At 68.1% G+C, this 23,804-nt stretch carries 25 protein-coding genes and 3 tRNA genes; 17 read left to right on the forward strand and 11 right to left on the reverse strand.

All coding sequences use genetic code 11. From position 1 onward, the window contains the following. Window positions 1-98: 98 nt before the first annotated feature. The 9 genes from rpoB to PHN62_RS00330 form a co-directional block, all read right to left on the reverse strand. A complete protein-coding gene (gene rpoB, locus PHN62_RS00290; protein WP_300144645.1) occupies window positions 99-4,196 on the reverse strand; it encodes a DNA-directed RNA polymerase subunit beta in 4,098 nt (1,365 codons plus the stop codon). Window positions 4,197-4,501: 305 nt separating this feature from the next. Beyond that, window positions 4,502-4,876, reverse strand: coding sequence for a 50S ribosomal protein L7/L12 (rplL, locus tag PHN62_RS00295; RefSeq protein WP_300144648.1), 375 nt, complete (start codon window positions 4,874-4,876; stop codon window positions 4,502-4,504). A gap of 86 nt (window positions 4,877-4,962) precedes the next feature. After that, a complete protein-coding gene (gene rplJ, locus PHN62_RS00300) occupies window positions 4,963-5,478 on the reverse strand; it encodes a 50S ribosomal protein L10 (protein WP_300144651.1) in 516 nt (171 codons plus the stop codon). Window positions 5,479-5,764: 286 nt separating this feature from the next. Next, window positions 5,765-6,469 carry a 50S ribosomal protein L1 gene (gene rplA, locus PHN62_RS00305; RefSeq protein WP_300144654.1) on the reverse strand — a complete coding sequence of 235 codons (705 nt, stop codon included), beginning with the start codon at window positions 6,467-6,469 and terminating at the stop codon, window positions 5,765-5,767. 2 nt (window positions 6,470-6,471) lie between these two features. Beyond that, on the reverse strand, window positions 6,472-6,900 hold the full coding sequence (gene rplK / locus PHN62_RS00310) for a 50S ribosomal protein L11 (RefSeq protein WP_300144656.1): 429 nt from the start codon (window positions 6,898-6,900) through the stop codon (window positions 6,472-6,474). Window positions 6,901-7,183: 283 nt separating this feature from the next. Continuing rightward, a complete protein-coding gene (gene nusG / locus PHN62_RS00315) occupies window positions 7,184-7,717 on the reverse strand; it encodes a transcription termination/antitermination protein NusG (RefSeq protein ID WP_300144659.1) in 534 nt (177 codons plus the stop codon). Between the two features lie 192 nt (window positions 7,718-7,909). Next, complete coding sequence (secE, locus tag PHN62_RS00320) at window positions 7,910-8,107, reverse strand: preprotein translocase subunit SecE (protein ID WP_300144662.1); 198 nt, start codon at window positions 8,105-8,107, stop codon at window positions 7,910-7,912. 90 nt (window positions 8,108-8,197) lie between these two features. Then, window positions 8,198-8,273 (reverse strand) — tRNA-Trp (locus PHN62_RS00325). A gap of 72 nt (window positions 8,274-8,345) precedes the next feature. Next, window positions 8,346-8,419, reverse strand: a tRNA-Gly gene (locus tag PHN62_RS00330). Window positions 8,420-8,667: 248 nt separating this feature from the next. Between PHN62_RS00330 and PHN62_RS00335 the strand changes: the two genes are divergently transcribed. From PHN62_RS00335 to PHN62_RS00355, 5 genes are all read left to right on the forward strand, one after another. Beyond that, window positions 8,668-9,318 (forward strand): MarC family protein, encoded by a 651-nt coding sequence (locus PHN62_RS00335; RefSeq protein WP_300144665.1) that lies wholly within the window; start codon window positions 8,668-8,670, stop codon window positions 9,316-9,318. 149 nt (window positions 9,319-9,467) lie between these two features. After that, window positions 9,468-10,448, forward strand: coding sequence for a tripartite tricarboxylate transporter substrate-binding protein (locus PHN62_RS00340; protein ID WP_300144668.1), 981 nt, complete (start codon window positions 9,468-9,470; stop codon window positions 10,446-10,448). A gap of 179 nt (window positions 10,449-10,627) precedes the next feature. Beyond that, window positions 10,628-10,858: a tripartite tricarboxylate transporter TctB family protein gene (locus PHN62_RS00345; protein WP_300144671.1), complete on the forward strand. Its 231-nt coding sequence runs from the start codon at window positions 10,628-10,630 to the stop codon at window positions 10,856-10,858. A gap of 6 nt (window positions 10,859-10,864) precedes the next feature. Then, window positions 10,865-11,191 carry a hypothetical protein gene (locus PHN62_RS00350; RefSeq protein WP_300144674.1) on the forward strand — a complete coding sequence of 109 codons (327 nt, stop codon included), beginning with the start codon at window positions 10,865-10,867 and terminating at the stop codon, window positions 11,189-11,191. A gap of 4 nt (window positions 11,192-11,195) precedes the next feature. Beyond that, window positions 11,196-12,701, forward strand: a complete 1,506-nt coding sequence (locus tag PHN62_RS00355) for a tripartite tricarboxylate transporter permease (RefSeq protein ID WP_300144677.1) — start codon at window positions 11,196-11,198, stop codon at window positions 12,699-12,701. 97 nt (window positions 12,702-12,798) lie between these two features. Here PHN62_RS00355 and PHN62_RS00360 read toward each other — a convergent pair. Together PHN62_RS00360 and PHN62_RS00365 are read right to left on the reverse strand one after the other, a co-directional pair. After that, window positions 12,799-12,874 (reverse strand) — tRNA-Glu (locus PHN62_RS00360). 58 nt (window positions 12,875-12,932) lie between these two features. Then, entirely contained in the window at window positions 12,933-13,301 is a 369-nt protein-coding gene (locus PHN62_RS00365; protein ID WP_300144679.1) for a hypothetical protein, read from the reverse strand. On the opposite strand from PHN62_RS00365, the gene PHN62_RS00370 reads away from it, so the two are divergent. The 12 genes from PHN62_RS00370 (at window position 13,300) to PHN62_RS00425 (ending at window position 23,794) form a co-directional block, all read left to right on the forward strand. Next, window positions 13,300-14,469, forward strand: a complete 1,170-nt coding sequence (locus tag PHN62_RS00370; protein ID WP_300144682.1) for an RluA family pseudouridine synthase — start codon at window positions 13,300-13,302, stop codon at window positions 14,467-14,469. The two genes, PHN62_RS00365 and PHN62_RS00370, sit on opposite strands and share 2 nt — an antisense overlap. Before the next feature lie 99 nt (window positions 14,470-14,568). Further along, window positions 14,569-15,486 carry an RNA polymerase sigma factor RpoH gene (gene rpoH, locus PHN62_RS00375; RefSeq protein ID WP_300144685.1) on the forward strand — a complete coding sequence of 306 codons (918 nt, stop codon included), beginning with the start codon at window positions 14,569-14,571 and terminating at the stop codon, window positions 15,484-15,486. 176 nt (window positions 15,487-15,662) lie between these two features. After that, window positions 15,663-15,938, forward strand: a complete 276-nt coding sequence (locus PHN62_RS00380; RefSeq protein WP_300144688.1) for a hypothetical protein — start codon at window positions 15,663-15,665, stop codon at window positions 15,936-15,938. Window positions 15,939-16,019: 81 nt separating this feature from the next. Further along, entirely contained in the window at window positions 16,020-16,520 is a 501-nt protein-coding gene (locus tag PHN62_RS00385) for a GNAT family protein (RefSeq protein WP_300144691.1), read from the forward strand. A 168-nt stretch (window positions 16,521-16,688) separates the two neighbouring features. Next, a complete protein-coding gene (purC, locus tag PHN62_RS00390; RefSeq protein ID WP_300144694.1) occupies window positions 16,689-17,459 on the forward strand; it encodes a phosphoribosylaminoimidazolesuccinocarboxamide synthase in 771 nt (256 codons plus the stop codon). A 182-nt stretch (window positions 17,460-17,641) separates the two neighbouring features. Next, window positions 17,642-17,884 (forward strand): phosphoribosylformylglycinamidine synthase subunit PurS, encoded by a 243-nt coding sequence (purS, locus tag PHN62_RS00395; protein ID WP_300144696.1) that lies wholly within the window; start codon window positions 17,642-17,644, stop codon window positions 17,882-17,884. 94 nt (window positions 17,885-17,978) lie between these two features. After that, window positions 17,979-18,644: a phosphoribosylformylglycinamidine synthase subunit PurQ gene (gene purQ, locus PHN62_RS00400; RefSeq protein ID WP_300144698.1), complete on the forward strand. Its 666-nt coding sequence runs from the start codon at window positions 17,979-17,981 to the stop codon at window positions 18,642-18,644. Then, complete coding sequence (locus PHN62_RS00405; protein ID WP_300144701.1) at window positions 18,641-19,171, forward strand: hypothetical protein; 531 nt, start codon at window positions 18,641-18,643, stop codon at window positions 19,169-19,171. Before purQ ends, PHN62_RS00405 begins: the two co-directional genes overlap by 4 nt. Window positions 19,172-19,355: 184 nt before the next feature. Continuing rightward, window positions 19,356-19,727, forward strand: a complete 372-nt coding sequence (locus PHN62_RS00410; RefSeq protein ID WP_300144704.1) for a hypothetical protein — start codon at window positions 19,356-19,358, stop codon at window positions 19,725-19,727. 156 nt (window positions 19,728-19,883) lie between these two features. Next, window positions 19,884-20,633 carry a hypothetical protein gene (locus PHN62_RS00415; protein WP_300144707.1) on the forward strand — a complete coding sequence of 250 codons (750 nt, stop codon included), beginning with the start codon at window positions 19,884-19,886 and terminating at the stop codon, window positions 20,631-20,633. A 157-nt stretch (window positions 20,634-20,790) separates the two neighbouring features. Beyond that, window positions 20,791-21,729 (forward strand): tRNA (adenosine(37)-N6)-dimethylallyltransferase MiaA, encoded by a 939-nt coding sequence (miaA, locus tag PHN62_RS00420; protein WP_300144710.1) that lies wholly within the window; start codon window positions 20,791-20,793, stop codon window positions 21,727-21,729. Between the two features lie 310 nt (window positions 21,730-22,039). Continuing rightward, window positions 22,040-23,794: an acetolactate synthase 3 large subunit gene (locus PHN62_RS00425; RefSeq protein ID WP_300144712.1), complete on the forward strand. Its 1,755-nt coding sequence runs from the start codon at window positions 22,040-22,042 to the stop codon at window positions 23,792-23,794. Window positions 23,795-23,804: the final 10 nt, after the last annotated feature.

Genomic DNA, 23,804 nt, shown 5'->3' on the forward strand with positions numbered 1-23,804 from the left:
GCCCCGTGGGGAGAGGGCGGGGCGCGATATGGCGGCGGGCGACCCCGCGCCCCCGGCGGAAAGGGGGGCGCGAGGCGGGCGGACGAAGGTCGGGAAGCTCAGCGCTCCTCGTCGTCCAGCAGTTCGACGTTCAGACCCAGAGACCGGATCTCCTTGACGAGCACGTTGAAGCTCTCGGGAATGCCGGCCTCGAAGTTGTCTTCGCCCTTGACGATGGACTCGTAGACCTTGGTGCGTCCGGCCACGTCGTCGGACTTGACCGTCAGCATCTCCTGCAGCGTGTAGGCGGCGCCGTAGGCTTCGAGCGCCCAGACCTCCATCTCGCCGAAGCGCTGGCCGCCGAACTGGGCCTTGCCGCCCAGCGGCTGCTGGGTCACGAGGCTGTAGGGGCCGGTGCTGCGGGCGTGGATCTTGTCGTCCACCAGATGATGCAGCTTCAGGAGATATTTGTATCCGACCGTCACCTTGCGGGCGAAGGGCTCGCCGGTGCGGCCGTCGTGCAGACGGACCTGACCCGAGGAGTCGAAGCCCGCCAGCGCCAGATGCCGGTCGATGTCGGCCTCCTTGGCGCCGTCGAAGACGGGCGTCGCGAAGGGCACGCCGCGACGGACGTTGCCCGCCGCCTCGACCAGCTCCTCGTCGGACAGCTTCGCGAGGCTCTCGGCGTAGGAGGCGTCGCCATAGGCGCGCAGCATGGCCTCGCGGACCTTCGCGGCGTCGCCGGAGCGCTCGAAGCCGTCGAGCGCCTCGCCGATGCTGCGGCCCAGACCGGCCGCGGCCCAGCCCAGATGCGTCTCGAGGATCTGTCCGACGTTCATGCGCGAAGGCACGCCCAGCGGGTTCAGCACGAGATCGACCGGCGTGCCGTCCTCGAGGAAGGGCATGTCCTCCTCGGGCACCACGCGCGAGACCACGCCCTTGTTGCCGTGACGTCCGGCCATCTTGTCGCCGGGCTGGAGCTTGCGCTTCACCGCCACGAAGACCTTGACCGACTTCATCACGCCCGGAGGCAGGTCGTCGCCCCGGCGCACCTTCTCGACCTTGTCGTCGAAGCGGCGGCGCAGGGTCTTCTTGAGGGCGTCGTACTGCTCGCGCAGGGCCTCGACCTCGCGGGCCTGCTCCTCGGTCGGCGGGACGATCTGCCACCAGAGGTTCTTCTGGAGCGAATCCAGAGCCTCGTCGGTGACGTCCACGCCCGCCTTGAAGCCCTTGGGCCCCTTCACCGCGCGCTGGCCGACCAGAAGCTGGCGCAGACGCGCCGAGATGTTGCGCTCGAGGATGCCGAGCTCGTCGTCATGGTCGCGCTGGAGGCTTTCGATCTCCTCGCGCTCGATCTGACGCGACCGCTCGTCCTTCTCGACGCCGTGGCGGTTGAAGACGCGCACCTCGACCACCGTGCCGTAGCCGCCCGGAGGCATGCGCAGCGAGGTGTCGCGGACGTCCGAAGCCTTCTCGCCGAAGATGGCGCGCAGAAGCTTTTCTTCCGGCGTCATCGGGCTTTCGCCCTTGGGCGTGATCTTGCCGACCAGGATGTCGCCGGGCTGGACCTCGGCGCCGATGTAGACGATGCCCGCCTCGTCCAGATTGCGGAGCGATTCCTCGCCCACGTTCGGGATGTCGCGGGTGATCTCCTCGGGCCCGAGCTTGGTGTCGCGGGCCGAGACTTCATATTCCTCGATGTGGATCGAGGTGAAGACGTCGTCCTTGGCGATGCGCTCGGAGATGAGGATGGAGTCCTCGAAGTTGTAGCCGTTCCAGGGCATGAAGGCGACGAGCACGTTCTTGCCGAGCGCCAGCTCGCCGAGATCCGTGCTGGGGCCGTCGGCGATGACGTCGCCGGAGGCCACGCGGTCGCCCACCTTCACCAGCGGACGCTGGTTGATGCAGGTGTTCTGGTTCGAGCGCTGGAACTTGCGCAGACGATAGATGTCCACGCCCGGCTCGCCCTGGCGCAGGTTGTCCGTGACGCGGATCACGACGCGGGTGGCGTCCACCTGGTCGATCACGCCGCCGCGACGCGCCGCGATGGCCGCGCCGGAATCGCGCGCCACCACCGACTCCATGCCCGTGCCGACGAAAGGCGCCTCGGCCTTCACCAGAGGCACCGCCTGACGCTGCATGTTCGAGCCCATGAGGGCGCGGTTGGCGTCGTCGTTCTCCAGGAAGGGGATCAGCGCCGCGGCGACCGAAACCAGCTGCTTGGGCGAGACGTCCACCAGCGTGACCTGCTCGCGCGGCGCGACCACGAAGTCGCCGCCCTGGCGGGCCGAGACGAGATCCGTGGCGAAGCGGCCTTCCTCGTCGAGGTCGGCGCCGGCCTGGGCGACGGTGTGCTTCATCTCCTCCATGGCGGAGAGATAGACCACCTCGTCGCTCACCTTGCCGTCGATGACCTTGCGGTAGGGCGTCTCGATGAAGCCGTACTTGTTCACGCGGGCGAAGGTCGCCAGCGAGTTGATCAGACCGATGTTCGGACCTTCCGGCGTCTCGATGGGGCAGATGCGGCCGTAATGGGTCGGATGGACGTCGCGGACCTCGAAGCCCGCGCGCTCGCGCGTCAGACCGCCCGGCCCGAGCGCCGAGAGGCGGCGCTTGTGCGTCACCTCGGAGAGCGGGTTGGTCTGGTCCATGAACTGCGAGAGCTGCGAGGAGCCGAAGAATTCGCGCACGGCGGCGGCCGCCGGTTTGGCGTTGATCAGGTCCTGCGGCATGATCGTGTCGATGTCGACCGCGGACATGCGCTCCTTGATGGCGCGCTCCATGCGCAGCAGGCCGAGGCGATACTGGTTCTCCATCAGCTCGCCCACGGAACGCACGCGGCGATTGCCGAGGTTGTCGATGTCGTCGATCTCGCCATGGCCGTCGCGCAGGCCGACCAGCATCTTCAGCACGGCCAGGATGTCGGCCTTGCGCAGGGTGCGGAGGGTGTCCGGAGCGTCGAGGTCCAGACGGATGTTCATCTTCACGCGGCCGACCGCCGAAAGGTCGTAGCGCTCCAGATCGAAGAAGAGGCTGTTGAACAGCGTCTCGGCGCCGTCGAGCGTCGGGGGCTCGCCGGGGCGCATGACGCGGTAGATGTCCATCAGCGCCTGTTCGCGGGTGGCGTTCTTGTCGACCGCCATGGTCGCGCGCATGTAGCCGCCGATCTCGATGTGGTCGATGTCGAGGGTCGGGACGACCTCCATGCCGAGGCCGAGCAGCTTGTCGACCAGCTTCTCGTCGATCTCGTCGCCGGCTTCGGCGTGGATGAGGCCGGTGCGCTCGTCGACGAGGTCCACGGCGACGTAGCGCCCGAGGATGGCCTCGAAGGGCGCGAGGATCTCCTTGACGCCGCCCTCGGCCAGCTTCTTGAGCTTGCGGGGGGTGAGCTTCTGGCCCGCCTCCGCGACGACTTCGCCCGAATCGGCGTCCACCAGGTCGTAGACCGGCTTGGAGCCCTTCAGACGATCCGGATTGAAGGGAGTCGCCCAGCCCTCGCCCCGGCGCGCATAGGGCGCCTGGCCGTAGAAGGTCGACATGATCTCCTCCTGATCCATGCCGAGCGCATAGAGCAGGGTGGTCGCCGGAAGCTTGCGCTTGCGGTCGATGCGGACGTAGACGATGTCCTTGGCGTCGAACTCGAAGTCGAGCCAGGAGCCGCGGTAGGGAATCACGCGCGACGAGAACAGCAGCTTGCCCGAGGAATGGGTCTTGCCGCGGTCATGGTCGAAGAAGACGCCCGGCGAACGGTGCATCTGGCTGACGATCACGCGCTCGGAGCCGTTCACGACGAAGGTGCCGTTCTCGGTCATGAGGGGCATGTCGCCCATGTAGACGTCCTGCTCCTTGATGTCCTTCACCGAGCGGGCGCCGGTGTCCTCGTTGACGTCGAAGACGATCAGGCGCAGAGTCACCTTCAGCGGCGCGGCGTAGGTCAGATCGCGCTGCTGGCATTCCTCGACGTCGAATTTCGGAGTCTCGAGCTCGTAGCGGACGAATTCGAGCAGCGCGGTTTCATTGAAGTCGCGGATGGGGAAGACGCCCTGGAAAGCGCCCTGAATGCCGACGCCGTCGCGGGGCGAGCCGTCGTCGCCGCTGTTCAGGAACTGGTCGTAAGAGCTTTTCTGCACTTCGATCAGATTCGGCATCTTCGCGGCTTCGCGGACTCCGCCGAAAACCTTGCGGATGCGTTTGCGGCCGAACTGGGTCTGCGCCATGCTGGTCCTCGCCTGCTCTTGCGGCCGCGCCCCGGGGCCCGGCGCCGCCGCGTGACGCCGGAGCCGCGCCCATGCGCCGCTCCGGCCTGTCGACATCTTCGCGCCGCGCTTCGCCCAAAAGCGCGGCCGGGATCGGGTGGCCGCGTCCAGCGCGGCGGAAAAGAAACCAACGAATGAGGCCGGTCCGGCGCGGAGGCCGGAGGGCCCCGCCGCCGAGACGGCGGAGGGCCAGCCCCGCCGAGAGGCGGAGCCGGCCCGAATTCAACAGCGTGACCGGATCGCCGCGCGCAGGGCGCGGCTCGGGGTCACTTCAGCTCGACCTTGGCGCCGGCCTCTTCGAGCTGCTTCTTCCACTTCTCGGCGTCGGCCTTGGGCGCGTCGGCCTTGACTTCGGAAGGGGCGCCCTCGACGAGGTCCTTGGCTTCCTTGAGGCCCAGGCCGGTGATGGCGCGGACTTCCTTGATCACGTTGATCTTCTTGTCGCCGGCGTCGACGAGGACCACGGTGAACTCGGTCTTCTCCTCGACGGGCGCGGCGGCGGCGACCGGGCCGGCGGCGGCGACGGCCACCGGCGCGGCGGCGGAGACGCCCCACTTCTCTTCGAGGAGCTTCGAGAGCTCGGCGGCCTCGAGCACGGTCAGGGCCGAGAGGTCTTCCACGATTTTGTCAAGATTGGCCATTTAGGGTATTCCTGTTCTGGTTCAAGATCTGAACGCGGCGCAAGCGCGCAAAAGGCGTGGCCGCGCGGCAGGGTCGCCGGACGCCGTCAGGCGGCGTCCTTCTCCGAATAGGCGGCGAAAACCCGGGCCAGCTGACCGGCCGGCGCCTGGACGACGCGGGCGAGCTTGGAGGCCGGGGCCTGCAGCAGGCCGATGAGGCCGCCGCGCAGCTGGTCGAGCGAGGGCAGCTCGGCGAGAGCCTTCACGCCGTCGGCGTTCAGGACCGTCGCGCCCATCGCGCCGCCGAGCACCACCAGCTTCTCGTGCTTCTTCGAGAACTCGACGACCACCTTGGCGGCGGCGACGGGATCCTCGGAGAAGGCGAGCAGCGTCTGGCCCTTGAGGTACTGGGCCGCGCCTGCGCCCGGCTTGCCCTCGAAGGCGCGACGCGCCAGGGTGTTCTTCGCCACTTTCGCGCGCGCGCCGACGTTTCGCATCTGCGCGCGCAATTCGGACATCTGGGCGACCGTCAAGCCGACGTAATGGGAGATCACCACCACGCCGGACTCAGAAAAGGCGAGGTCGAGTTCTTCGATCTCGGCTTGTTTCTGAGCTCTGTCCATTGTCGGTCTCCTGACCTGAGGCGGAACGCCGGAGCGCCCCGCCGGTTTGGACGAGAAGCGCGGGGAGGATCCGCCGCGCCCGGTTCGGCCTTCTTGCGAAGACCGCTCCTGTCCGCAGGCCCCGAGACCATGACCCGCCCGAAGGCGGCCTTGAATCCGGAACCCCGTCTCAACGGGAGATTAAGCCGCGGCGGAGAACCGCCTGGGCGCCCGTGGTCTTGGACAGGCGGAGGGCTCGCGCCCTCCGAGACCGCGCCGCCCGAGGGAGGCGCGGAATTTCACAATCTCACGAAGCCGCCGCCGCCGAGAAGGCGGAGCCGTCCACCGAGACGCCGGGCCCCATGGTGGAGGAGAGCGACACCTTCTTGACGTAGGTGCCCTTGGCTCCGGCCGGCTTGGCGCGGTTGAGGGCCTCCACGAAGGCGCGGGCGTTCTCGGCGAGCGCCTCGGCGGAGAAGCTGGCCTTGCCGATGCCGGCGTGGATCACGCCCGCCTTCTCGACGCGGAACTGCACCTGGCCGCCCTTGGCGTCGGAGACGGCCGTGGCCACGTCCATGGTCACGGTGCCGACCTTCGGGTTCGGCATCAGGCCGCGGGGGCCCAGCACCTTGCCCAGACGGCCCACGAGGCCCATCATGTCCGGCGTGGCGATCACGCGGTCGAAATCCATCTTGCCGCCCTGGATCTGCTCCAGCAGATCCTCGGCGCCGACGATCTCGGCTCCGGCTCTTGTGGCTTCGTCGGCCTTGGCGCCGCGGGCGAAGACCGCCACGCGGACGCTCTTGCCGGTGCCGTTGGGCAGCTTCACCACGCCGCGGACCATCTGGTCGGCGTGGCGGGGGTCGACGCCCAGGTTCACGGCGATCTCGACGGTCTCGTCGAACTTCGCGGTGGCGTTGGCCTTGACGAGGTTCAGCGCCGCGTCGAGCGCGAGGTTGCGCTTGTCGGCGAAATTGGCGCGCGCGGCGCGGATGCGTTTTCCAGCGGCCATGGTCAGCCCTCCACCCGCAGGCCCATGGAGCGGGCCGAGCCTTCGATGATCTTCATGGCGGCTTCGATGTCCACCGCGTTCAGATCCTTGAGCTTCGCTTCGGCGATCTCGCGGATCTTGGCCTGAGTGACCACGCCGGCCGGTTCGCGGCCGGGCTTCTTGGAGGCCGACTGGATGCCCGCCGCCTTCTTCAGATACCAGGTGGTCGGCGCCGTCTTGATCTCGAAGCTGAACGACTTGTCCTGGTAGTAGGTGATGATCGTCGGCAGGGGAGTGCCGGGCTCCATGCTCTGGGTCCGGGCGTTGAACTCCTTGGTGAAGCCGATGATGTTCAGACCGCGCTGACCCAGCGCCGGGCCGATCGGCGGCGACGGAGTCGCCTTGCCGGCCGCCACGTTCAGCTTGATCTGGCCGATGACTTTTTTCGCCATGTCTCTCTCCGTCCTGAGCCCTCGACCGGCGAAGCCGAAGGCGGGCGCGGTGCGGCCCGACGGCCTCCCGCGAAAGCTCCGGAGCCTTTCCGACCATGCGGAGAGGCTCCATCCCGATCGGGCGCTTCCCGGTCCGGCCGCAGGCGGCCGCTCCGGGGAGGCCCGGACCCGCGCCCCTCTCCGCTCCGTTCCGGAGCGCCCGGGGCTTCGGGCTGAAGTCTTCGAACGCAAGGCGCTCCGCGATCCGGCCTTCGCCGCTCCGGAGCGCTCCCGACGGATCCCGTCAGGAGGCCTTCTGCACCTGCGCGTATTCCAGTTCGACGGGGGTGGCCCGCCCGAAGATCGACACGGCCACCTTGAGCCGCGAGGAGATCTCGTCCACTTCCTCGACCACGCCGGTGAAGGATTCGAAGGGCCCGTCCACCACCCGGACCGTCTCGCCGATCTCGTAGACGATGGTGGTGCGGGGCCGCTCGGCGGGGGTCTCGACCTGGGCGATGAGGCGCTCGATCTCGCTTTCCGAGACCGGGGTCGGCTTGCCCTGGGGGCCGAGGAAGCCCGCGACGCGGGGCGTGTTCTTCACGAGATGGTAAGTCTCGTCGTTCATGTCCATCCTGACGATCACGTAGCCGGGGAAGAACTTCCGCTCGGCGTTGATCTTCTGGCCGCGCCGGATCTCGATGACGTCTTCGGTCGGGACCAGGATCTCTTCGAAAGCCTCTTCGAGCCCCAATTGACGCGCGGTTTCGCGAATCGATTCGGCCACCTTCTTTTCGAAGTTGGAATAGGCGTGGACGATGTACCAGCGTTTCGCCATCGCGGGGGCAGGCCTCGGAAGCTGGGCGCCTCGCGGCGCCGTCTGCGAAATCGGAGAAAAACGACGATCCCGCCGCCGGGTGAAGGGCGACGGAGAATGCGGCCTTTTATCGGCCCTTCCCCGCGAAGGCAAGAGCCCTTGACGCGGAAAATCGACGCGGCGCCAAAGCGCCGGAGCCTCCGGCGGGGGTCTTCAGCCGCCGAGGCTCAGGACGGAGCGGATGAACAGGCTCACGATCTGGTCGACCAGCACGAAGAAGATCGCCGCCAGAACGGCCATGATGATCACGGAGATGGTGGCCGTGATCGTCTCGCGGCGGGTGGGCCAGGTGACTCTGGCGGCCTCGGCGCGGACCTGGTTGATGAACTGGACGGGGGAAGTTCTGGCCATGGGCTGTCCGAATCCTGCTGCGGAGGGGGCCCCTCCTGCGGCCGGGAGACGACCCGGCGCCTCTCGGGCCTCGAGAGCCCATACGCGCGGTGGCAGGGGCAGCAGGGATCGAACCCGCGACCTTCGGTTTTGGAGACCGGCGCTCTACCAGCTGAGCTATACCCCTCCGGCGCGTGGCGTCTAGATAGCGGCCCGGAGGCCGCAAAGCAAGCGCCTCCTCGGGATTCCCGGGGAGAGATGGAGCGGGTGAAGGGAATCGAACCCTCGTATTCAGCTTGGAAGGCTGCTGCTCTACCATTGAGCTACACCCGCGCCGCTCGCGAAGCCGGGTTCTAGCGAATCCCGCCCCGCTCCGCAAGAGGTCCCGCGCGAGAAAGCCGAAGCGCGCCGCGCGCTCGGGAGCCCGGACGCAGGAGGAATTGCATTCTCCCTTCCGGCAAGGGAGAAAGGGGGATCCTCCCGGCTCCGCTCCGACCTCCTGCGGCCTTTCGTCCCGCGGCCGCCGGTCTCCCGCCCCCCGGCCCTTCACCGGGCCCCTCAGACGACCGGAGCCGAGCCTCATGCTGGAAGCCTTCCTCCCCACCCTCGTGACGCTGCTGGTGCTGGTCGACCCCATCGCCATCGTGCCGATCTTCATCGCCCTGACTCCCGGGCTGGATTCCCTCCAGCGGCGGCGCATCGCCGTGCGGGCGGTGATCACCGCGACCGGGATTCTGGTGGTCTTCGCGCTGGCGGGCGCCGAGATCCTCCAGCTCTTCGGCATCGGGCTTCCGGCCTTCCGGGTCTCGGGGGGGCTGATGCTGCTGCTCATCGCCATCGAGATGCTCTTCGAGAAGCGCAGCCAGAGGCGCTCCAACACCGCCATGCACGCCCATGAATCGGATCATCCGCAGGAGAGCGATCCGTCGATCTTTCCTCTGGCGCTGCCGCTTCTGGCGGGCCCCGGCGCCATCGCCACGGTGATCCTGCTCATGAACCGCTCCGGCGAGGACTGGGGCGCGCGGGCCGTGGTGCTGGCCGCCCTGGCGACGGCCATGGCCCTGACGATGATCTTCCTGCTGCTTTCGAGCTCTCTGGCGCGGCACATCAGCCTGACGGCGGTCAACCTGCTGACGCGGATCCTCGGGGTGATTCTCGGGGCTCTGGCGGTGCAGTTCATGCTCGACGGGCTGGCGGAGTTCGGGGTCTTCACGCGGGTCGCCGCCTCCTGAGGATCGGGGAACCTCCTCCGGAATTCATGAAGCGTTCACTGAACCATTGCGCCAGGCCCCCGGATGAGGTTTTCTGGAGGCCAACCGGGGCGAAGGGGCCGGAAAAGCCCGGAGAGCTCCGAAGAAACCATGTTCTGGGAGGAATCCTCGTGCGTTTCACCGTCTTCGCTCAAGGCGGAGCCGCCGCTCTGGCGCTCGCCTTCTCCATGGGCTCCGCCTCGGCCCAGCAGTATCCGACCCGCCAGATCACCATGATCGTGCCCTTCTCGGCGGGCGGCCCCACCGACACCGTCGCGCGGCTCGTGGCCGAATCCATGACCCGCGATCTCGGACAGACCATCATCGTCGAGAACGTCGGCGGCGCGGGAGGCACTCTGGGCGCGGCGCGTCTGGCGGCCTCGGCGCCCGACGGCTACACGCTGCTGCTCCATCACATCGGCATGGCCACCAGCGACACGCTCTACCGCAAGCTGCCCTACAAGACGCTGGAGGCCTTCGGCTACGTCGGCCTCGTGACCGACGTGCCCATGACCATCGTGGCGCGCAAGGACTTTCCGCCCTCGGATCTCGGCGGGCTGATCTCCTACCTCAAGGAGAACGCCGAGGACGTCAACATGGCCAACGCCGGCATCGGCGCGGCCTCGCATCTCTGCGGGATGATGCTGCTCAGCGCGCTGGAGACCCCGATCCAGACCATCCCCTACAAGGGCACCGGCCCGGCCATGACCGACCTCATCGGCGGACAGGTCGACTTCATGTGCGACCAGACCACCAACACCACCACCCAGATCCAGGGCGGCACGATCAAGGCCTACGCCGTGACCTCGCCGGAGCGGCTGGCGCTCTTCCCCGACCTGCCCGCCATGGACGAGCAGCTGCCCGGCTTCCAGGTGGGCATCTGGCACGGGGTCTACACCCCCGCCGGGACTCCCGACGAGATCAACCTCCGGCTTTCGGAATCGCTCCGGAAGGCGCTGGCCGATCCGAACGTGGTCTCGCGCTTCGCGGAGCTGGGGACGGTCCCCTCCACCGCCGAGGAGGCCACGCCCGAGGCGCTCAAGGCCAAGCTGGAGGCCGAGGTGGCGATCTGGAAGCCGATCATCGAGGCGGCGGGCCAGTACGCCGACTGATCCGCGGCGAGGATCCGCGCCCGGCCTCCTTCGGGACGCCGGGCCTTCGCCTGTCCGGATCCTCCGCGCCCTTCCCGGAAGGGCGGGAGGATCCCGGTTCTTGATCTGACGCGTTTCCCGGCCGGAGAAGCGGAGCCGCTTCTCCTGGAGACGCTCTGGGAGGGGGAGCCCCTGCGCGCATGAAATCCTTGAAATTCGACCTGACGGACCTGCTGGCGGGCCTGATGTTCGTCGCCTTCGGGCTGATCTTCGGCCTGACCTCCTGGTTCGACCTCGACCTGGGCACGGCGCGCCGCATGGGGCCGGGCTATTTTCCGCTGCTGCTTTCGGGCGTTCTGCTTCTGCTCGGGCTGATCATCATCCTCGCCTCGACGCGCCGTCAGGGCGAGCCGGTCGGGGCGCTCGCCTAGCGGGGCATGGCGCTGATCCTGACGGCGCCGCTGGTCTTCGGGATGACGGTGCGGGGACTGGGCTTCGCGCCCTCGGTGTTCCTCTGCACGCTGATCGCCAGCTTCGCTTCGGTGAAGATGACGCCGCTCAAGGCGCTGATCCTCGCGCTCTGCGTGACGCTCTTCTCCATGGCGGCCTTCAGCTACGGGCTGGGGCTGCCCTATCCGCGGCTCGGCCCCTGGATTCCGAAGCCCATCGCCGGGCTGGCTCCGGATCTCTCGCCGGCCATGGCCTGGGCGAAGGGGCTTTTCGCCTCGGCTCCTCCCCCTCCCCCGCCCGCGACGGGAGGCTGATCCCATGAACGTCTTCGACAATCTGATCCTCGGGTTCCAGACGGCGGCCACGCCGGAGAATCTGCTCTTCTGTCTGGCGGGAGTGCTTCTGGGCACGCTGGTCGGGGTTCTGCCCGGCCTCGGCGTGACGGCCACCATCGCCATGCTGCTGCCGCTGACCTTCCAGCTCGGCCCGACCTCGGCGCTGATCATGCTGGCGGGCATCTATTACGGCGCGCAATACGGCGGCTCGACCACGGCGATCCTGATCAACCTGCCGGGCGAATCCTCTTCGGCGGTCACGGCCATCGACGGCTACCAGATGGCCCGCAAGGGCCGCGCCGGAACGGCGCTCGCCACGGCGGCGCTGGGCAGCTTCTTCGCGGGCTGCGTCTCGACGCTGCTGGTGGCGATCTTCGCGCCGCCCCTGACCACGGTGGCGCTGAAGTTCGGCCCGGCGGAATATTTCTCGCTGATGCTGCTGGGGCTGGTGGCCTCCATCGCGCTGGCCCACGGCTCGATTCTCAAGGCTCTGGCGATGGTGGTGCTGGGGCTTCTGCTGGGGCTGGTGGGCACCGACGTCTTCACGGGCGGCGAGCGCTTCATCTTCGGAGTCCGCGAATTCGCCGACGGCCTGAGCTTCGTGGCTCTGGCGGTGGGCGTCTTCGGCGTGGCCGAGATCCTGCGCAATCTCGAAGACGAGAAGACGCGCACGGTGCTCCAGACCAAGGTCTCGAACCTCTGGCCGAGCAAGGAGGACTTCCGCCGCATGGCCGGTCCGGTGCTGCGCGGCACGGGCATCGGCTCGCTTCTGGGCATCCTGCCGGGCGGCGGCGCGATTCTCGCCAGCTTCGCGGCCTATACGGTCGAGAAGCGCATCTCGAAGCATCCGGAGGAGTTCGGCAAGGGCGCCATCGAGGGCGTGGCGGGGCCCGAATCGGCCAACAACGCGGGCGCCCAGACCAGCTTCATCCCTCTGCTGACCCTCGGCATTCCGGCCAATCCGGTGATGGCGCTGATGATCGGCGCGATGATCATCCAGGGCATCACGCCCGGACCGGGCGTCGCGGCGGAGAAGCCCGACCTCTTCTGGGGCCTGATCGCCTCGATGTGGATCGGCAACCTTCTGCTTCTGCTGCTCAATCTGCCGCTGATCGGGCTGTGGGTGAAGATGCTGACGGTGCCTTACTACATCCTCTTCCCGATCATCATGACCTTCTGTTCGGTGGGCGTCTACAGCGTCAACGGCAACGCCTTCGACCTCTATTCGATCTGCGCCTTCGGCCTGGTGGGCTATGTCATGCTCAAGCTGAAATGCGAGCCCGCGCCCTTGCTGCTGGGCTTCGTGCTCGGGCCGATGATGGAGGAGAACCTCCGCCGCGCCATGCTGATCTCGCGCGGCGATCCCATGACCTTCGTCAACCGGCCGATCAGCGCCGTCCTGCTGGTCCTGACGGTCCTGGTGCTGGCGGCGGTGCTGCTGCCCTCGATCCGCAAGCGCCGCGAGGAGGTTTTCCAGGAAGAGGATTGATCCTCTCATGCGGGCGGCGGAGCGATCCGCCGCCTTGCGCCGAGGGCCGGAAACGCGAAAAGCCCCTCCTTGCGGAGAGGCTTTTTCGTGACGCGCGTGGCGTCCCCAAGGGGACTCGAACCCCTGTTCCCAACGTGAGAGGCTGGTGTCCTAGGCCACTAGACGATGGGGACGCGGCGCGGACCGCCCTTGCAGGCGTGGGAGGCTTCTTAAAGGTCTTGCGACAGGCGGTCAATCCCGATTCTGCGGCGGCTCGACGAGAATTTCTCCGCCCGGCGGAATCTCCAGCAGCACGAGGCGTCGCGCGCCCTCCGGCCCCTCCACCGCCACGAGGGCCCGCGTCCCCTCGAAGCCCACCGCCTCGATGCGCTCGCCCGGCGCCAGACGCAGCCCCGGCGCCGCCGACGCGGCTCCTCCGCCCCCGCCCGCAGGCGTCGCGCCGAAGTTCATCAGCTTCGAGACCAGCGCCAGCGTGATCGCCATGGTGGCCACGATCAGCGTCAGGAGCAGCAGGCTCACCAGCCGCCGCAGACGACGGAATTGCGGGGCCTCGGGATATTCCTCGACTTCGGAGGGATTTTCGGCTTCCGTCTCGCGCATGAACTCCGACCTTGAAGAGGATCCGGGCGAAGATGAGGGCGCGACGCCCTCCCAGCCGATCCCGAACGCGCCCGCGCCCCTGACCGTGACCCTGCCGCCCGAAGCCGAGGGCCTGCGGGCCGACCGCGCTCTGGCCGAAGCCCTCGCGCAGGCGGCGCCCGATCTGGCGCTCAGCCGCTCGCGGCTTCAGGCCCTGGCGGCGCAAGGCGCCGTCGAGCGCCTGACACCGGCCGGGCCGGGCGGATCGGGCGCGAAGCTAACGGAGCTTTCCCGCAAGGTCAAAGCCGGCGAAATCTGGCGCGTGTCGCCTCCGGCTCCGGCTCCGGCGCGGCCCCAGCCGCAGGAGATCCCGCTCTCCATCCTCTACGAAGACGCCTCGATCGTGGTGGTCGACAAGCCGGTGGGCATGGCGGTGCATCCGGCGCCGGGGACTCCCGACGGCACGCTGGTCAACGCGCTGCTGCATCATTGCGGCGCGAGCCTTTCGGGAATCGGCGGCGAGATCCGCCCCGGAATCGTCCATCGCATCGACAAGGACACCAGCGGCGTGCTGGTGGTCGCCAAGACCGACGCCGCCCATCAGGCCCTCGCGGCCCGATTCGCGGCCCATGACCTCGAAAGGATCTATGACGCGGTCTGCTGGGGAGCGCCCTCCAGCGCCAGCGGACGCATCCGCGGCCTCGACGGCGTGAGCTTCGAGACGGGCGGCGTGCTGCGGCTGGAGACGCTCCTCGGCCGCCACCCCGCCGACCGCAAGCGCATGGCGGTGGTCAAGCCCGAGACAGGCGGCGCGGCGCGGCGGGCCGTCACGCGGATCCGGATCCAGGAGCGCTTTTCTCCGCCCGACGAAGAAGGCGACATGGTCTTCGCCTCCCTCGTCCGCTGCCGTCTGGAGACAGGCCGCACCCATCAGATCCGCGCGCACATGGCGCATCTGGGCAATCCCCTGATCGGAGATCCGGTCTACGGCCGGGCCCGTCCGATTCCGGAAGGCGCGCCCGAATCGCTGCGCGCGGCCATCGCGGGACTGGGAGGCCAGGCGCTGCATGCGGGGCGTCTGGGTTTCCCGCATCCGGAAACTGGGGCTATGCTGACCTTTTGCGCGCCGCCGCCCCCCGCCTTCGGGGCGCTGCTCACGGCCTTGCGCGGATTCATGGAGAAATCTTAAGGCTCCGGTCACAGTCTTGACCAGATTCTTTCCATGATGGATCGGGTGGGGGCGCGGCGATTCCAGGTCGCGCCAAGGGTTATCAACAGGAGCGACTCCATGAGCTATGGCAATCTGCCGGCCCTGTCTTCGGACAGCGGTTTGAGCCGCTATCTGAGCGAGATCCGGAAATTTCCAATGCTCCAGCCCGAGGAGGAATACCTTCTCGCCAAATCATGGGCCGATCGCGGAGACCGCGAGGCGGCCCACAAGATGGTGACTTCGCATCTGCGCCTCGCGGCGAAGATCGCGATGGGCTATCGCGGCTACGGCCTGCCGGTCTCCGAAGTGATCTCGGAAGCCAACGTGGGCCTGATGCAGGCGGTCAAGCGCTTCGATCCGGAGCGCGGCTTCCGTCTGGCCACCTACGCCATGTGGTGGATCCGGGCCGCCATTCAGGAATACATCCTCAGATCCTGGTCGCTGGTGAAGATGGGCACCACCGCCGCCCAGAAGAAGCTGTTCTTCAACCTGCGCCGCGCCAAGTCGCAGATCAACGCGCTCGAGGACGGGGATCTGCATCCCGACGCCGTCGCGCAGATCGCCACCAAGCTCAACGTGCCCGCGGACGAGGTGGTGGCCATGAACCGCCGCCTGCAGGGCGGCGGCGACCAGTCGCTGAACGCGCCGGTGAAGTCCGACGGCGACGCGACCTCCGAATGGCAGGACTGGCTGACCGACGAAAACGCCGATCAGGCCGGAGACTACGCCGAACGCGAGGAGATGGACGCCCGTCGCGAGATCCTCGCGGCGGCCATGAGCGGCCTGACCGAACGCGAGCAGCGCATCCTGACCGAGCGCCGCCTCCAGGACGATCCGGCCACCCTCGAACAGCTCGCCGAAGTCTACGGCGTCTCGCGCGAGCGGATCCGCCAGATAGAGGTGCGGGCCTTCGAGAAGCTCCAGGCGCGGATGAAGGAGCTGGCGGTCGAAAAGGGCCTTCTGCGCCCCGAACCCGAGCTCGAACCTCTCGGCTGACGCGCCTTGCGCGACGCGCTTGCGGGCGCGTCGCCTCCGCGCCCGCCGATAAAGATCAAGAAAGCGCGAACTCCGCGCTTTTTTCGTCCATCCCTCGCCGGATGGAGAGATTTCCTTCGTAAATCCGGTGCATGCTGAAGGCCGAGGATCACCCCCCGACATTCCCGGAGACCGCCATGAATCCCATCAGCAGGGCGCTTGCGGCCGCATCGCTCATGATTTTCCTGATCGCCCAGACGGGCGCCCAGTTCGGTTATGCTCTGTTCCCCTCGTCTCCGGAATTCCTCCAGCGTTTCGACGCGGCCATGGACTGGCTTTTCGTCTCGCGGATCGGGCTCTGGCCGACGCTGATCCTGCTGTCGCTGGCGACTCCGGTTCTGGCGGTTCTGGCCTGGCGCAGCGGTCTGCGCGCCGAGGCCGAGGCGCCCAAGGGGATTCAGGAGGAATTCTGACTCTCCCTCCTCGACTCCGCAGGGAATCCGCGCAGAATCTCCGGCCTCGCCCCCAGGGGAGCGCGAATCCGGAGCTTCTTCATGTTCATCCGTCGCCTGACGCCCGAGGATCTCGAAGCCTATCAAGCCCTGCGGCTGCGCGCCCTGCGCGAGGAGCCTGCGAATTTCGGCGCAAGCTTCGAGGAGGAAAGCGCCCGCCCGCCCGAATTCTGGCGGGCGCGGCTGGAGCCTGCGGGAGATCTGGCGCTCTTCGGCGCCTTCGCGGAGGATCGTCTGGTCGGTCTGAGCGGGATCTGGCGGGAATCCAGCCCCAGACGCAGCCATCTCGCGGTGCTCGTCCATATCTATCTGACGCCTGACCAGCGCGGGCGGGGTCTGGCCTCGGGACTGGTCGAGGCCGCGCTCGATCACGCCCGGAGCCTTCCGGGCCTGCGCGCCGTCCATCTCGACGTCATGACGGAGAACGCCGCCGCCCGCGCGCTTTACGCCCGGCTCGGCTTCGCGCAGATCGGCCTGATCCCGGAGGCCCACGCCGTGGAGGGGCGGTTTTACGACGACGTCCTGATGCGCCTCGCGCTCTGAAGGCGCCCCCGGCCCCCTCTCCGGACTCCCTGCGCCCCTGCGCCGCGCTTGCGGGACGCCGCCGCTCCCCATATACAGCGCGAAAGGCGAGCCGTCGGAATCTCCGGCGGCTCCCTCCCTTCTTTGCGGCTCCCGCACCGCGGTCGAGCCGCCCTCACGGAGGCTTCCATGAGCCGTCGGCGTCTCGTTTACGAAGGCAAGGCCAAGAATCTCTACGAAGGGCCGGAGCCGGGAACGCTGGTCCAGTATTTCAAGGATGACGCGACAGCCTTCAACAAGCAGAAGCACGCCATCATCGACGGCAAGGGCGTTCTGAACAACCGCATCTCCGAATTCCTGATGACGCAGCTCAACGCCATCGGCATCCGGACGCATTTCATCCGCCGCATCAACATGCGCGAGCAGCTCATCCGGGCCGTGGAGATCATCCCGCTCGAGGTGGTGGTCCGCAACGTGGCGGCGGGCAGCCTGGTCAAGAAGCTCGGCCTGACCCAGGGCGAGGCCCTGCCCCGGCCCATCGTCGAATTCTACTACAAGGACGACAAGCTCGGCGACCCGATGGTCAGCGAAGAGCACATCGCCGCCTTCAACTGGGCCGACCAGCAGGACATGGACGACATGATCTCCATGGCGCTGCGGGTCAACGACTTCCTGAGCGGCCTCTTCATGGGCGTCGGGCTGAAGCTGGTCGATTTCAAGATCGAGTTCGGCCACATCTGGGACGGCGACAATCAGGTGGTCCTGCTCGCCGACGAGATCAGCCCCGACTCCATGCGGCTCTGGGACGTCAAGACCGGGCGCAAGCTCGACAAGGACGTCTTCCGCGAGAATCTCGGCGATCTGGTCGAGGCCTATGCGGAGGTCGCGCGGCGGCTCGGCGTGATGCCCGAGAACGTCGCCGCCGGAGAGGACGAAGGCGGGCCCAAGCTCGTTCATTGAAGCGAACTTGCGAACCGGCGCCGCTTGAGAGCGGAAGGGGCGAAGCGCTCCGCCGGTTCGACGCCCGAAAGGGCCAAGCCCGCGGCCTCGCGCCGCAAGGAAGACCCGCCCGCCGTGAATCGCGGCAAGGAAGATCCCCCCGCCGCGCTCCGCGGCAAGGAAGATCCCGAGGAGACCTGAGCATGAAAGCGCGCGTGCATGTGAGCCTGAAGTCGGGCGTTCTCGATCCGCAGGGCGCGGCGGTGGCCCACGCCCTCGGGACTCTCGGCTTCGAGGGCGTGAGGAGCGTGCGTCAGGGCAAGGTGCTGGATCTGGACCTCGACGAGACCGATCCCGAGGCCGCCCGCGCCCAGGTCGACGCCATGTGCCGTCAGCTTCTGGCGAACACGGTCGTCGAGACCTGGCGCGTCGAGATCCTCGGCTGAACGGAGGCCGGACAGGAATCCGGCGCCTCCTCGCCCCTCGCGGCGAGGCGCCGGACGATCAGGGCCCCATCAGGCCCCCAATGGAGGCGAGCGCATGAAAAGCGCGGTTCTGGTCTTCCCCGGCTCCAACTGCGACCGCGACATGGCGGCGGCTCTGGAGCGCGTCACGGGGCGCAAGCCCGAGATGGTCTGGCACAAGGATGCGGATCTGCCTGCGGGTCTGGATCTGGTGGCCGTTCCGGGCGGCTTCTCCTTCGGCGACTATCTGCGCAGCGGCGCCATCGCGGCGCGGTCTCCGGCCATGCGGGCGACGGCGGAGTTCGCGGCGCGCGGCGGGCTGGTGCTGGGCGTCTGCAACGGCTTCCAGGTGCTGACCGAAGCCGGATTGCTCCCCGGCGCCCTGATGCGCAATGCGGGCCTGGATTTCCTCTGCAAGTCGGTGGAGCTGATCGCCGAGGAGACCCAGAGCCCCTTCGGACGCGGCTACGAGGCGGGGGCGCGGATCCGTCTGCCCATCGCCCATCACGACGGCCGCTACGTCGCCGACGCCGAAACCCTCGACCGGCTGGAGGGCGGGAACCGCGTCGCCTTCCGCTACGCCGAGGAGGTCAACGGCTCCGAGCGCCGCATCGCCGGGATCCTCTCGGAGAATCGCCGCGTGCTCGGCATGATGCCCCATCCGGAACGCGCCATCGAGGCGCTGCTCGGCGGCGTCGACGGCCTGCCCATGTTCGAGGCCCTGACGCAGGAGGCCGCATGAGCCGCTTCAAGCCCGTCCTCGTCGCGCTGGCGGCCCTGACGGCGGCGGGATGCGCCTCCACGCGTCCGCCTGCGGGGCTCGCGCCCTCTCCGGCCGTGACGGATTCGCGTCTGCGCCCGCCGCCCGCCGCCGCGCCCATCGTCTCAGCCAAAGCCACGCCGCTCGACCAGCTCGGCGCCGAGGCCAAGCTCGCCGTCTTTCCCAACCTGAGCCTTCAGGAAGTCGGCGAGGCCGTCTCGCGCCATGCGGCGCGCTGCTGGCGCGGCCCCGGAGCGCCCTTCGCCGATCTCCGGATCGCCGACGAGGGGATCTTCGCCCGCGACCTCTCCGGCGCGGAGGTCCTGCGCCTGCGTTACGCCGCCATCAGCCCGACCCTGAACGCCGTGGCCTTCACCGGCTCCGCCTTCAGCGAAAATCTGGAGCTGGAGACCGCCGACGCCGTGCGCGGCCGTTCGCTCTGCGCGGGCGAGACCCCGGGCCCGGCGCCCGTGGCGAGCCTCGCGAGGACGCCCGGCGCGACGGGCTGAGGCGAGGCCGAAAGCGCGCAAGATCCCGAGAGGCGTCCTTCCGCGCGGGAAGGGCGCGCCTCCTCTCCTCATTCGGCGAGATTCCGCCGGAGACTCACGATTTCTTCCATATTGCGTTCATGACTCTTCTGGAGAATCCTTGGATCCGCCTTGCGTGTTGTCCGGATTGAAGAGGAGAAGCCCCATGAACCGCGTCGGAATCCTTGTCGCCCTGTTGACGGCGAGTCTGATCCCGCCCGCCGCCGCCGAGGGCTGGGTGGTGATGGACCTGGGCGAGACCGCCACGCGCGAGGTCTGCATGAGCCGCGCCGAGAGCGTGCTGAACGGCTATATCTCCTCCTTCGGCGGCCACAGCGTCGAGAAGGACAGCTGGACCGTCTACGGCTACGACCTCAAGCCCGGCGACAACGACGTGCTCGTCATGTGCCCGGTGGTCAACGGCGGCAAGTTCAACGCCTTCCTGACCGTCTACGGCGCCTTCGAGGACTCGCAGGAGGATTTCACCGACACCATCGCCGAGCGGCTCAAGGAGCAGTGGGACAACGCCCCCCTCTGAGACTCGGGGCTTCCGGGCGCTCCGCATGAGGAGCCTTCAGGGCTGACCTCAAGAACGGGCGCCCGGACGAGAGCCGGGCTTGCGGCCCGCCCTCGCCATGGGCATGATCCCGCTGAAGAAGCCCGACGCAGCGTCGGGCGGAAGGAGGAGAAGCCCATGAAACGCATCGGGGCCGCCCTGACGACGGTCTGCGCCACGGCGCTTGCAGGTCCGTCCCTCGCGGAGGGCTGGATGGTGATGGATCTGGGCGAGACCGCCACGCGCGAAATCTGCATGGAGCGCGCCGACCGCGTCCTCAACGCCTATCTCGAAGCCAACGGCGGCCATAGCGTCGAACAGGACAGCTGGACCAAATACGGCTACGACCTGCAGCCCGGCGACAACGACGTGCTCATCATGTGCCCGGTGGTCTCCGGCGACGTCTACAACGCCTTCCTCGTGGTCTACGGCGCCTTCACGGACGGCGAGGAGGATCACACCGGCGTCGTCGCCGAGGAGCTCCAGCATCTCTGGGACGCCGAGACGGAGACCCCGGACGGCGCAGGCGGCGGAACGGGCTCCGTGGCCCGGGCCCTCGCGGACCTAGACCGCGCCCTCGGCGCGCTGGACGAGGCTCAGACCGCCGTCGCCGCCGCCCGGGAGGCCCTGCAGGCCGCCGCCTCGGGCGAAGACGAAGGCGAGGGCGTCATCGACCTCGACGCCCCGACCAACGGCGCGGAAGAGGACTGGATCGACCTCGACGAGATCCTCCAGCCGCTGAAGCAGGATCTGCGCGAGGGCGTCGCGCCCGAGGCCCCCGGGGAGGAGCCCGCCGGAGAGGCCGCCCCCGCCCCCGAAGACGAGCCCGCCCTCCCTGCGGAGGAAGCGCCCGACGACGAGGACGTCTCGCCGGTCGATCCGCGCTAGAGCCTTCTCGGGCTCAGCCGCCGCCCCGCAGGAAGCCGGAGCCTTCGACCCATCCCGCCGGATCGGGGGAGGCTCCGGGCTCTGCGCGCCGAATCGCCGGAAGCGCCGCCTCCGCCGGAGCGCGGCGCTTTCGACTCCAGCTCTCCGGAAGTCCCGCATGACCGATTCCCTCTCCGACGCCTTCCGCAAGGCCCCGCCGATCCTGATCGGCGGCCCGACCGCCTCGGGGAAATCGGCTCTGGCCCTGGCCCTGGCCGAGCGGGATGGCGGCGCCTCGATCAACGCCGATTCCATGCAGGTCTACGCCGACTGGCGTCTGCTCTCGGCGCGGCCTTCGGAGGCGGAGGCCGCCCGCGTCCCGCATCTGCTTTACGGGCATCGGGACGCCGCCCTGCCCTACAGCGTCGGCGACTGGCTGCGCGAGGCGCGGGAGGCTCTGGAGCTTTGCGCGGCGAAGGGCTGGCGTCCGGTCTTCGTCGGGGGCACGGGGCTTTACTTCGAGGCCCTGACCAGAGGCCTCGCGGAGATTCCGCCGATTCCCCCCGAGCTGCGCGCCGAGACCGCCGAACGCATCGCCCGCGAGGGAACCGCCGGACTCCTCGCCGAACTGGACGAAGCGACTCTGGAGGTTCTGGACCGCGCCAATCCCCGCCGCGTGCAAAGGGCCTGGGAGGTGCTGAAAGGCACCGGCCAGGGACTCGCGCAATGGGCGCGCGAGACTCCGCCGCCGATTCTCCCCTTGTCGGCCTGCCGGGCGGTCGCGCTGACGCCGGACCGGGACTGGCTCCTGCCGCGCATCGCGGTCAGGTTCGACCAGATGCTGGCGGAAGGCGCCCTCGAAGAAGCCCGCAAGGTTCTCGCGCGCGGCTTGCCGCCGCAGATCCCCGGACTCCAGGCCCATGGCGCGCCGGAGCTGACGGCTTATCTGCAAGGCCGGATGAGCTTCGAGGAGGCGCGCGAGAAGGCCGTGGTCAACACCCGCCGTTACGCGAAGCGCCAGGATACGTGGTTCCGCAATCGCGCCCGCGACTGGCTGAAGCTTTCCGAGCAAGATTATTGCGCGGATGACGCCGTTTCCCGCTATTTTCCTCCATGATCCGCGATTCGCGTCTTGACGCGCCCTCGGAGCCTGATTAATTTGCCCCCCATTCCCGCGCGATGATCCCGGAGGAGCCTCCGGCGCAGCGCAGACGGGGTCAAGGGAGTCCGGCCGATGTGCATCATGCGCGGCGTTCTTGTCGTTACGGGGCGCGTCTGAGCGCGGCGGAATGATCCGTCGGCGCAGGGCGCGCTGTCAGGGGGGGCCTTCGAGGGCCCCTTTTTCATTTCCGGATCGCCGCGCTCCGCCCCCCGGAGCTTCAGGCGGCGAGACGGCGGCGATGTCGAGGAAGTTTGAGGAAGCAATCATGTCGCAGACCATGACCGGCGCGGAGATCGTGCTGAAAGCCCTGAAGGATCAGGGAGTCGAGGTGATCTTCGGCTATCCGGGCGGCGCGGTCCTGCCGATCTACGACGAGATCTTCAAGCAGAACCACATCAAGCATGTCCTCGTCCGCCACGAGCAGGGCGCGGCGCACGCCGCCGAAGGCTACGCGCGCTCCACGGGCAAGCCGGGCGTGCTGCTGGTGACCTCGGGCCCCGGCGCGACCAACGCCGTCACCGGCCTCCAGGACGCCCTGATGGATTCGATCCCGATCATCTGCATCTCGGGCCAGGTGGGGACCTTCCTCATCGGCACCGACGCCTTCCAGGAAGCCGACACGGTGGGCATCACGCGCCCCTGCACCAAGCACAACTGGCTGGTGAAGGACGCCAACGACCTGGCCAAGGCCATGCATCAGGCCTTCCAGGTGGCGACCACGGGGCGTCCCGGCCCGGTGCTGGTGGACATCCCCAAGAACGTGCAGATGTCGCCGGGCGTCTACGTCCCCGCCCGCGAGGCCAAGCGCAAGAGCTACAATCCCCAGACGCGCGGCGACCTCTCGGACATCAGGAAGGCCGTCGAGCTGATCGAGAAGGCCGAGCGGCCGATCTTCTACACCGGCGGCGGGGTGATCAACTCCGGCCCCAACGCCACGCGGCTCCTGCGCGAATTCGCCAGAGCCACGGGCTTTCCCGTGACCTCGACGCTGATGGGCCTCGGGGCCTATCCCGCCTCGGACAAGCAGTGGCTCGGGATGCTCGGGATGCACGGCTCCTACGAGGCGAATCTCGCCATGCACGGCTGCGACGTGATGATCAACATCGGCGCCCGCTTCGACGACCGCATCACCGGGCGCCTCGACGCCTTCTCGCCGGGCTCGAAGAAGATCCACGTCGACATCGACCCCTCCTCGATCAACAAGGCGGTGCGCGCGGACGTCGGGATCATCGGCGATTGCGCCGTGGTGCTGGAGGACATGCTCCGCATCTGGAAGTCGGGCGGCTCGAAGATCCAGAAGGGCGCGGTCAAGGACTGGTGGAAGCAGATCGCCGGCTGGCGCGCCATCGACTGCTTCCGCTACGCGCCTTCCGAAACCACCATCAAGCCGCAATACGCCCTGCAGCGGCTTCAGGCGGCCATCGAGAAGAAGGACTTCTACATCACCACGGAAGTCGGCCAGCACCAGATGTGGGCGGCCCAGTTCCTGAAGTTCGAGGAGCCCAACCGCTGGATGACCTCGGGCGGGCTCGGCACCATGGGCTACGGCGTCCCGGCGGCCATCGGCGTGCAGATGGCGCACCCGAAGTCTCTGGTGATCGACGTCGCGGGCGAAGCCAGCTTCCTCATGACCATGCAGGAGATGAGCACGGCGGTTCAGTATCGTCTGCCGGTGAAGATCTTCATCCTGAACAACGAACGGCTCGGCATGGTGCGCCAGTGGCAGCAGCTGCTGCACGGCGAGCGCTATTCCTCCAGCTATTCGGAGGCCCTGCCCGATTTCGTCAAGCTGGCCGAGGCCTTCGGCTGCAAGGGGATCCGCGCCGAGAAGCCCGAGGAGCTGGACGGCGCCATCGCCGAGATGCTCGCCTACGACGGCCCGGTGATCTTCGACTGCATGGTCGAGAAGCACGAGAACTGCTTCCCCATGATTCCCTCGGGCAAGGGGCATCACGAGATGCTGCTGGGCGAGGCTGAAACCGAAGGCGCCATCGACGCCGCCGGCGCGATGCTGGTTTGAGGGAGCGCGA

The sequence above is a fragment of the Neomegalonema sp. genome (assembly GCF_028688855.1).
Classification (GTDB): Bacteria; Pseudomonadota; Alphaproteobacteria; order Rhodobacterales; family Rhodobacteraceae; genus Neomegalonema.

Excerpts from the sequence above, each read along its gene's own strand:
- rpoB (WP_300144645.1), bottom strand. The coding sequence starts at position 4,196 with ATGGCGCAGACCCAGTTCGGCCGCAAACGCATCCGCAAGGTTTTCGGC.
- rplL (WP_300144648.1), bottom strand. The coding sequence starts at position 4,876 with ATGGCCAATCTTGACAAAATCGTGGAAGACCTCTCGGCCCTGACCGTG.
- rplJ (WP_300144651.1), bottom strand. The coding sequence starts at position 5,478 with ATGGACAGAGCTCAGAAACAAGCCGAGATCGAAGAACTCGACCTCGCC.
- rplA (WP_300144654.1), bottom strand. The coding sequence starts at position 6,469 with ATGGCCGCTGGAAAACGCATCCGCGCCGCGCGCGCCAATTTCGCCGAC.
- rplK (WP_300144656.1), bottom strand. The coding sequence starts at position 6,900 with ATGGCGAAAAAAGTCATCGGCCAGATCAAGCTGAACGTGGCGGCCGGC.
- nusG (WP_300144659.1), bottom strand. The coding sequence starts at position 7,717 with ATGGCGAAACGCTGGTACATCGTCCACGCCTATTCCAACTTCGAAAAG.
- secE (WP_300144662.1), bottom strand. The coding sequence starts at position 8,107 with ATGGCCAGAACTTCCCCCGTCCAGTTCATCAACCAGGTCCGCGCCGAG.
- PHN62_RS00335 (WP_300144665.1), top strand. The coding sequence starts at position 8,668 with ATGCTGGAAGCCTTCCTCCCCACCCTCGTGACGCTGCTGGTGCTGGTC.
- PHN62_RS00345 (WP_300144671.1), top strand. The coding sequence starts at position 10,628 with ATGAAATCCTTGAAATTCGACCTGACGGACCTGCTGGCGGGCCTGATG.
- PHN62_RS00350 (WP_300144674.1), top strand. The coding sequence starts at position 10,865 with ATGGCGCTGATCCTGACGGCGCCGCTGGTCTTCGGGATGACGGTGCGG.
- PHN62_RS00355 (WP_300144677.1), top strand. The coding sequence starts at position 11,196 with ATGAACGTCTTCGACAATCTGATCCTCGGGTTCCAGACGGCGGCCACG.
- PHN62_RS00370 (WP_300144682.1), top strand. The coding sequence starts at position 13,300 with ATGAACTCCGACCTTGAAGAGGATCCGGGCGAAGATGAGGGCGCGACG.
- PHN62_RS00365 (WP_300144679.1), bottom strand. The coding sequence starts at position 13,301 with ATGCGCGAGACGGAAGCCGAAAATCCCTCCGAAGTCGAGGAATATCCC.
- rpoH (WP_300144685.1), top strand. The coding sequence starts at position 14,569 with ATGAGCTATGGCAATCTGCCGGCCCTGTCTTCGGACAGCGGTTTGAGC.
- PHN62_RS00380 (WP_300144688.1), top strand. The coding sequence starts at position 15,663 with ATGAATCCCATCAGCAGGGCGCTTGCGGCCGCATCGCTCATGATTTTC.
- PHN62_RS00385 (WP_300144691.1), top strand. The coding sequence starts at position 16,020 with ATGTTCATCCGTCGCCTGACGCCCGAGGATCTCGAAGCCTATCAAGCC.
- purC (WP_300144694.1), top strand. The coding sequence starts at position 16,689 with ATGAGCCGTCGGCGTCTCGTTTACGAAGGCAAGGCCAAGAATCTCTAC.
- purS (WP_300144696.1), top strand. The coding sequence starts at position 17,642 with ATGAAAGCGCGCGTGCATGTGAGCCTGAAGTCGGGCGTTCTCGATCCG.
- purQ (WP_300144698.1), top strand. The coding sequence starts at position 17,979 with ATGAAAAGCGCGGTTCTGGTCTTCCCCGGCTCCAACTGCGACCGCGAC.
- PHN62_RS00405 (WP_300144701.1), top strand. The coding sequence starts at position 18,641 with ATGAGCCGCTTCAAGCCCGTCCTCGTCGCGCTGGCGGCCCTGACGGCG.
- PHN62_RS00410 (WP_300144704.1), top strand. The coding sequence starts at position 19,356 with ATGAACCGCGTCGGAATCCTTGTCGCCCTGTTGACGGCGAGTCTGATC.
- PHN62_RS00415 (WP_300144707.1), top strand. The coding sequence starts at position 19,884 with ATGAAACGCATCGGGGCCGCCCTGACGACGGTCTGCGCCACGGCGCTT.
- miaA (WP_300144710.1), top strand. The coding sequence starts at position 20,791 with ATGACCGATTCCCTCTCCGACGCCTTCCGCAAGGCCCCGCCGATCCTG.
- PHN62_RS00425 (WP_300144712.1), top strand. The coding sequence starts at position 22,040 with ATGTCGCAGACCATGACCGGCGCGGAGATCGTGCTGAAAGCCCTGAAG.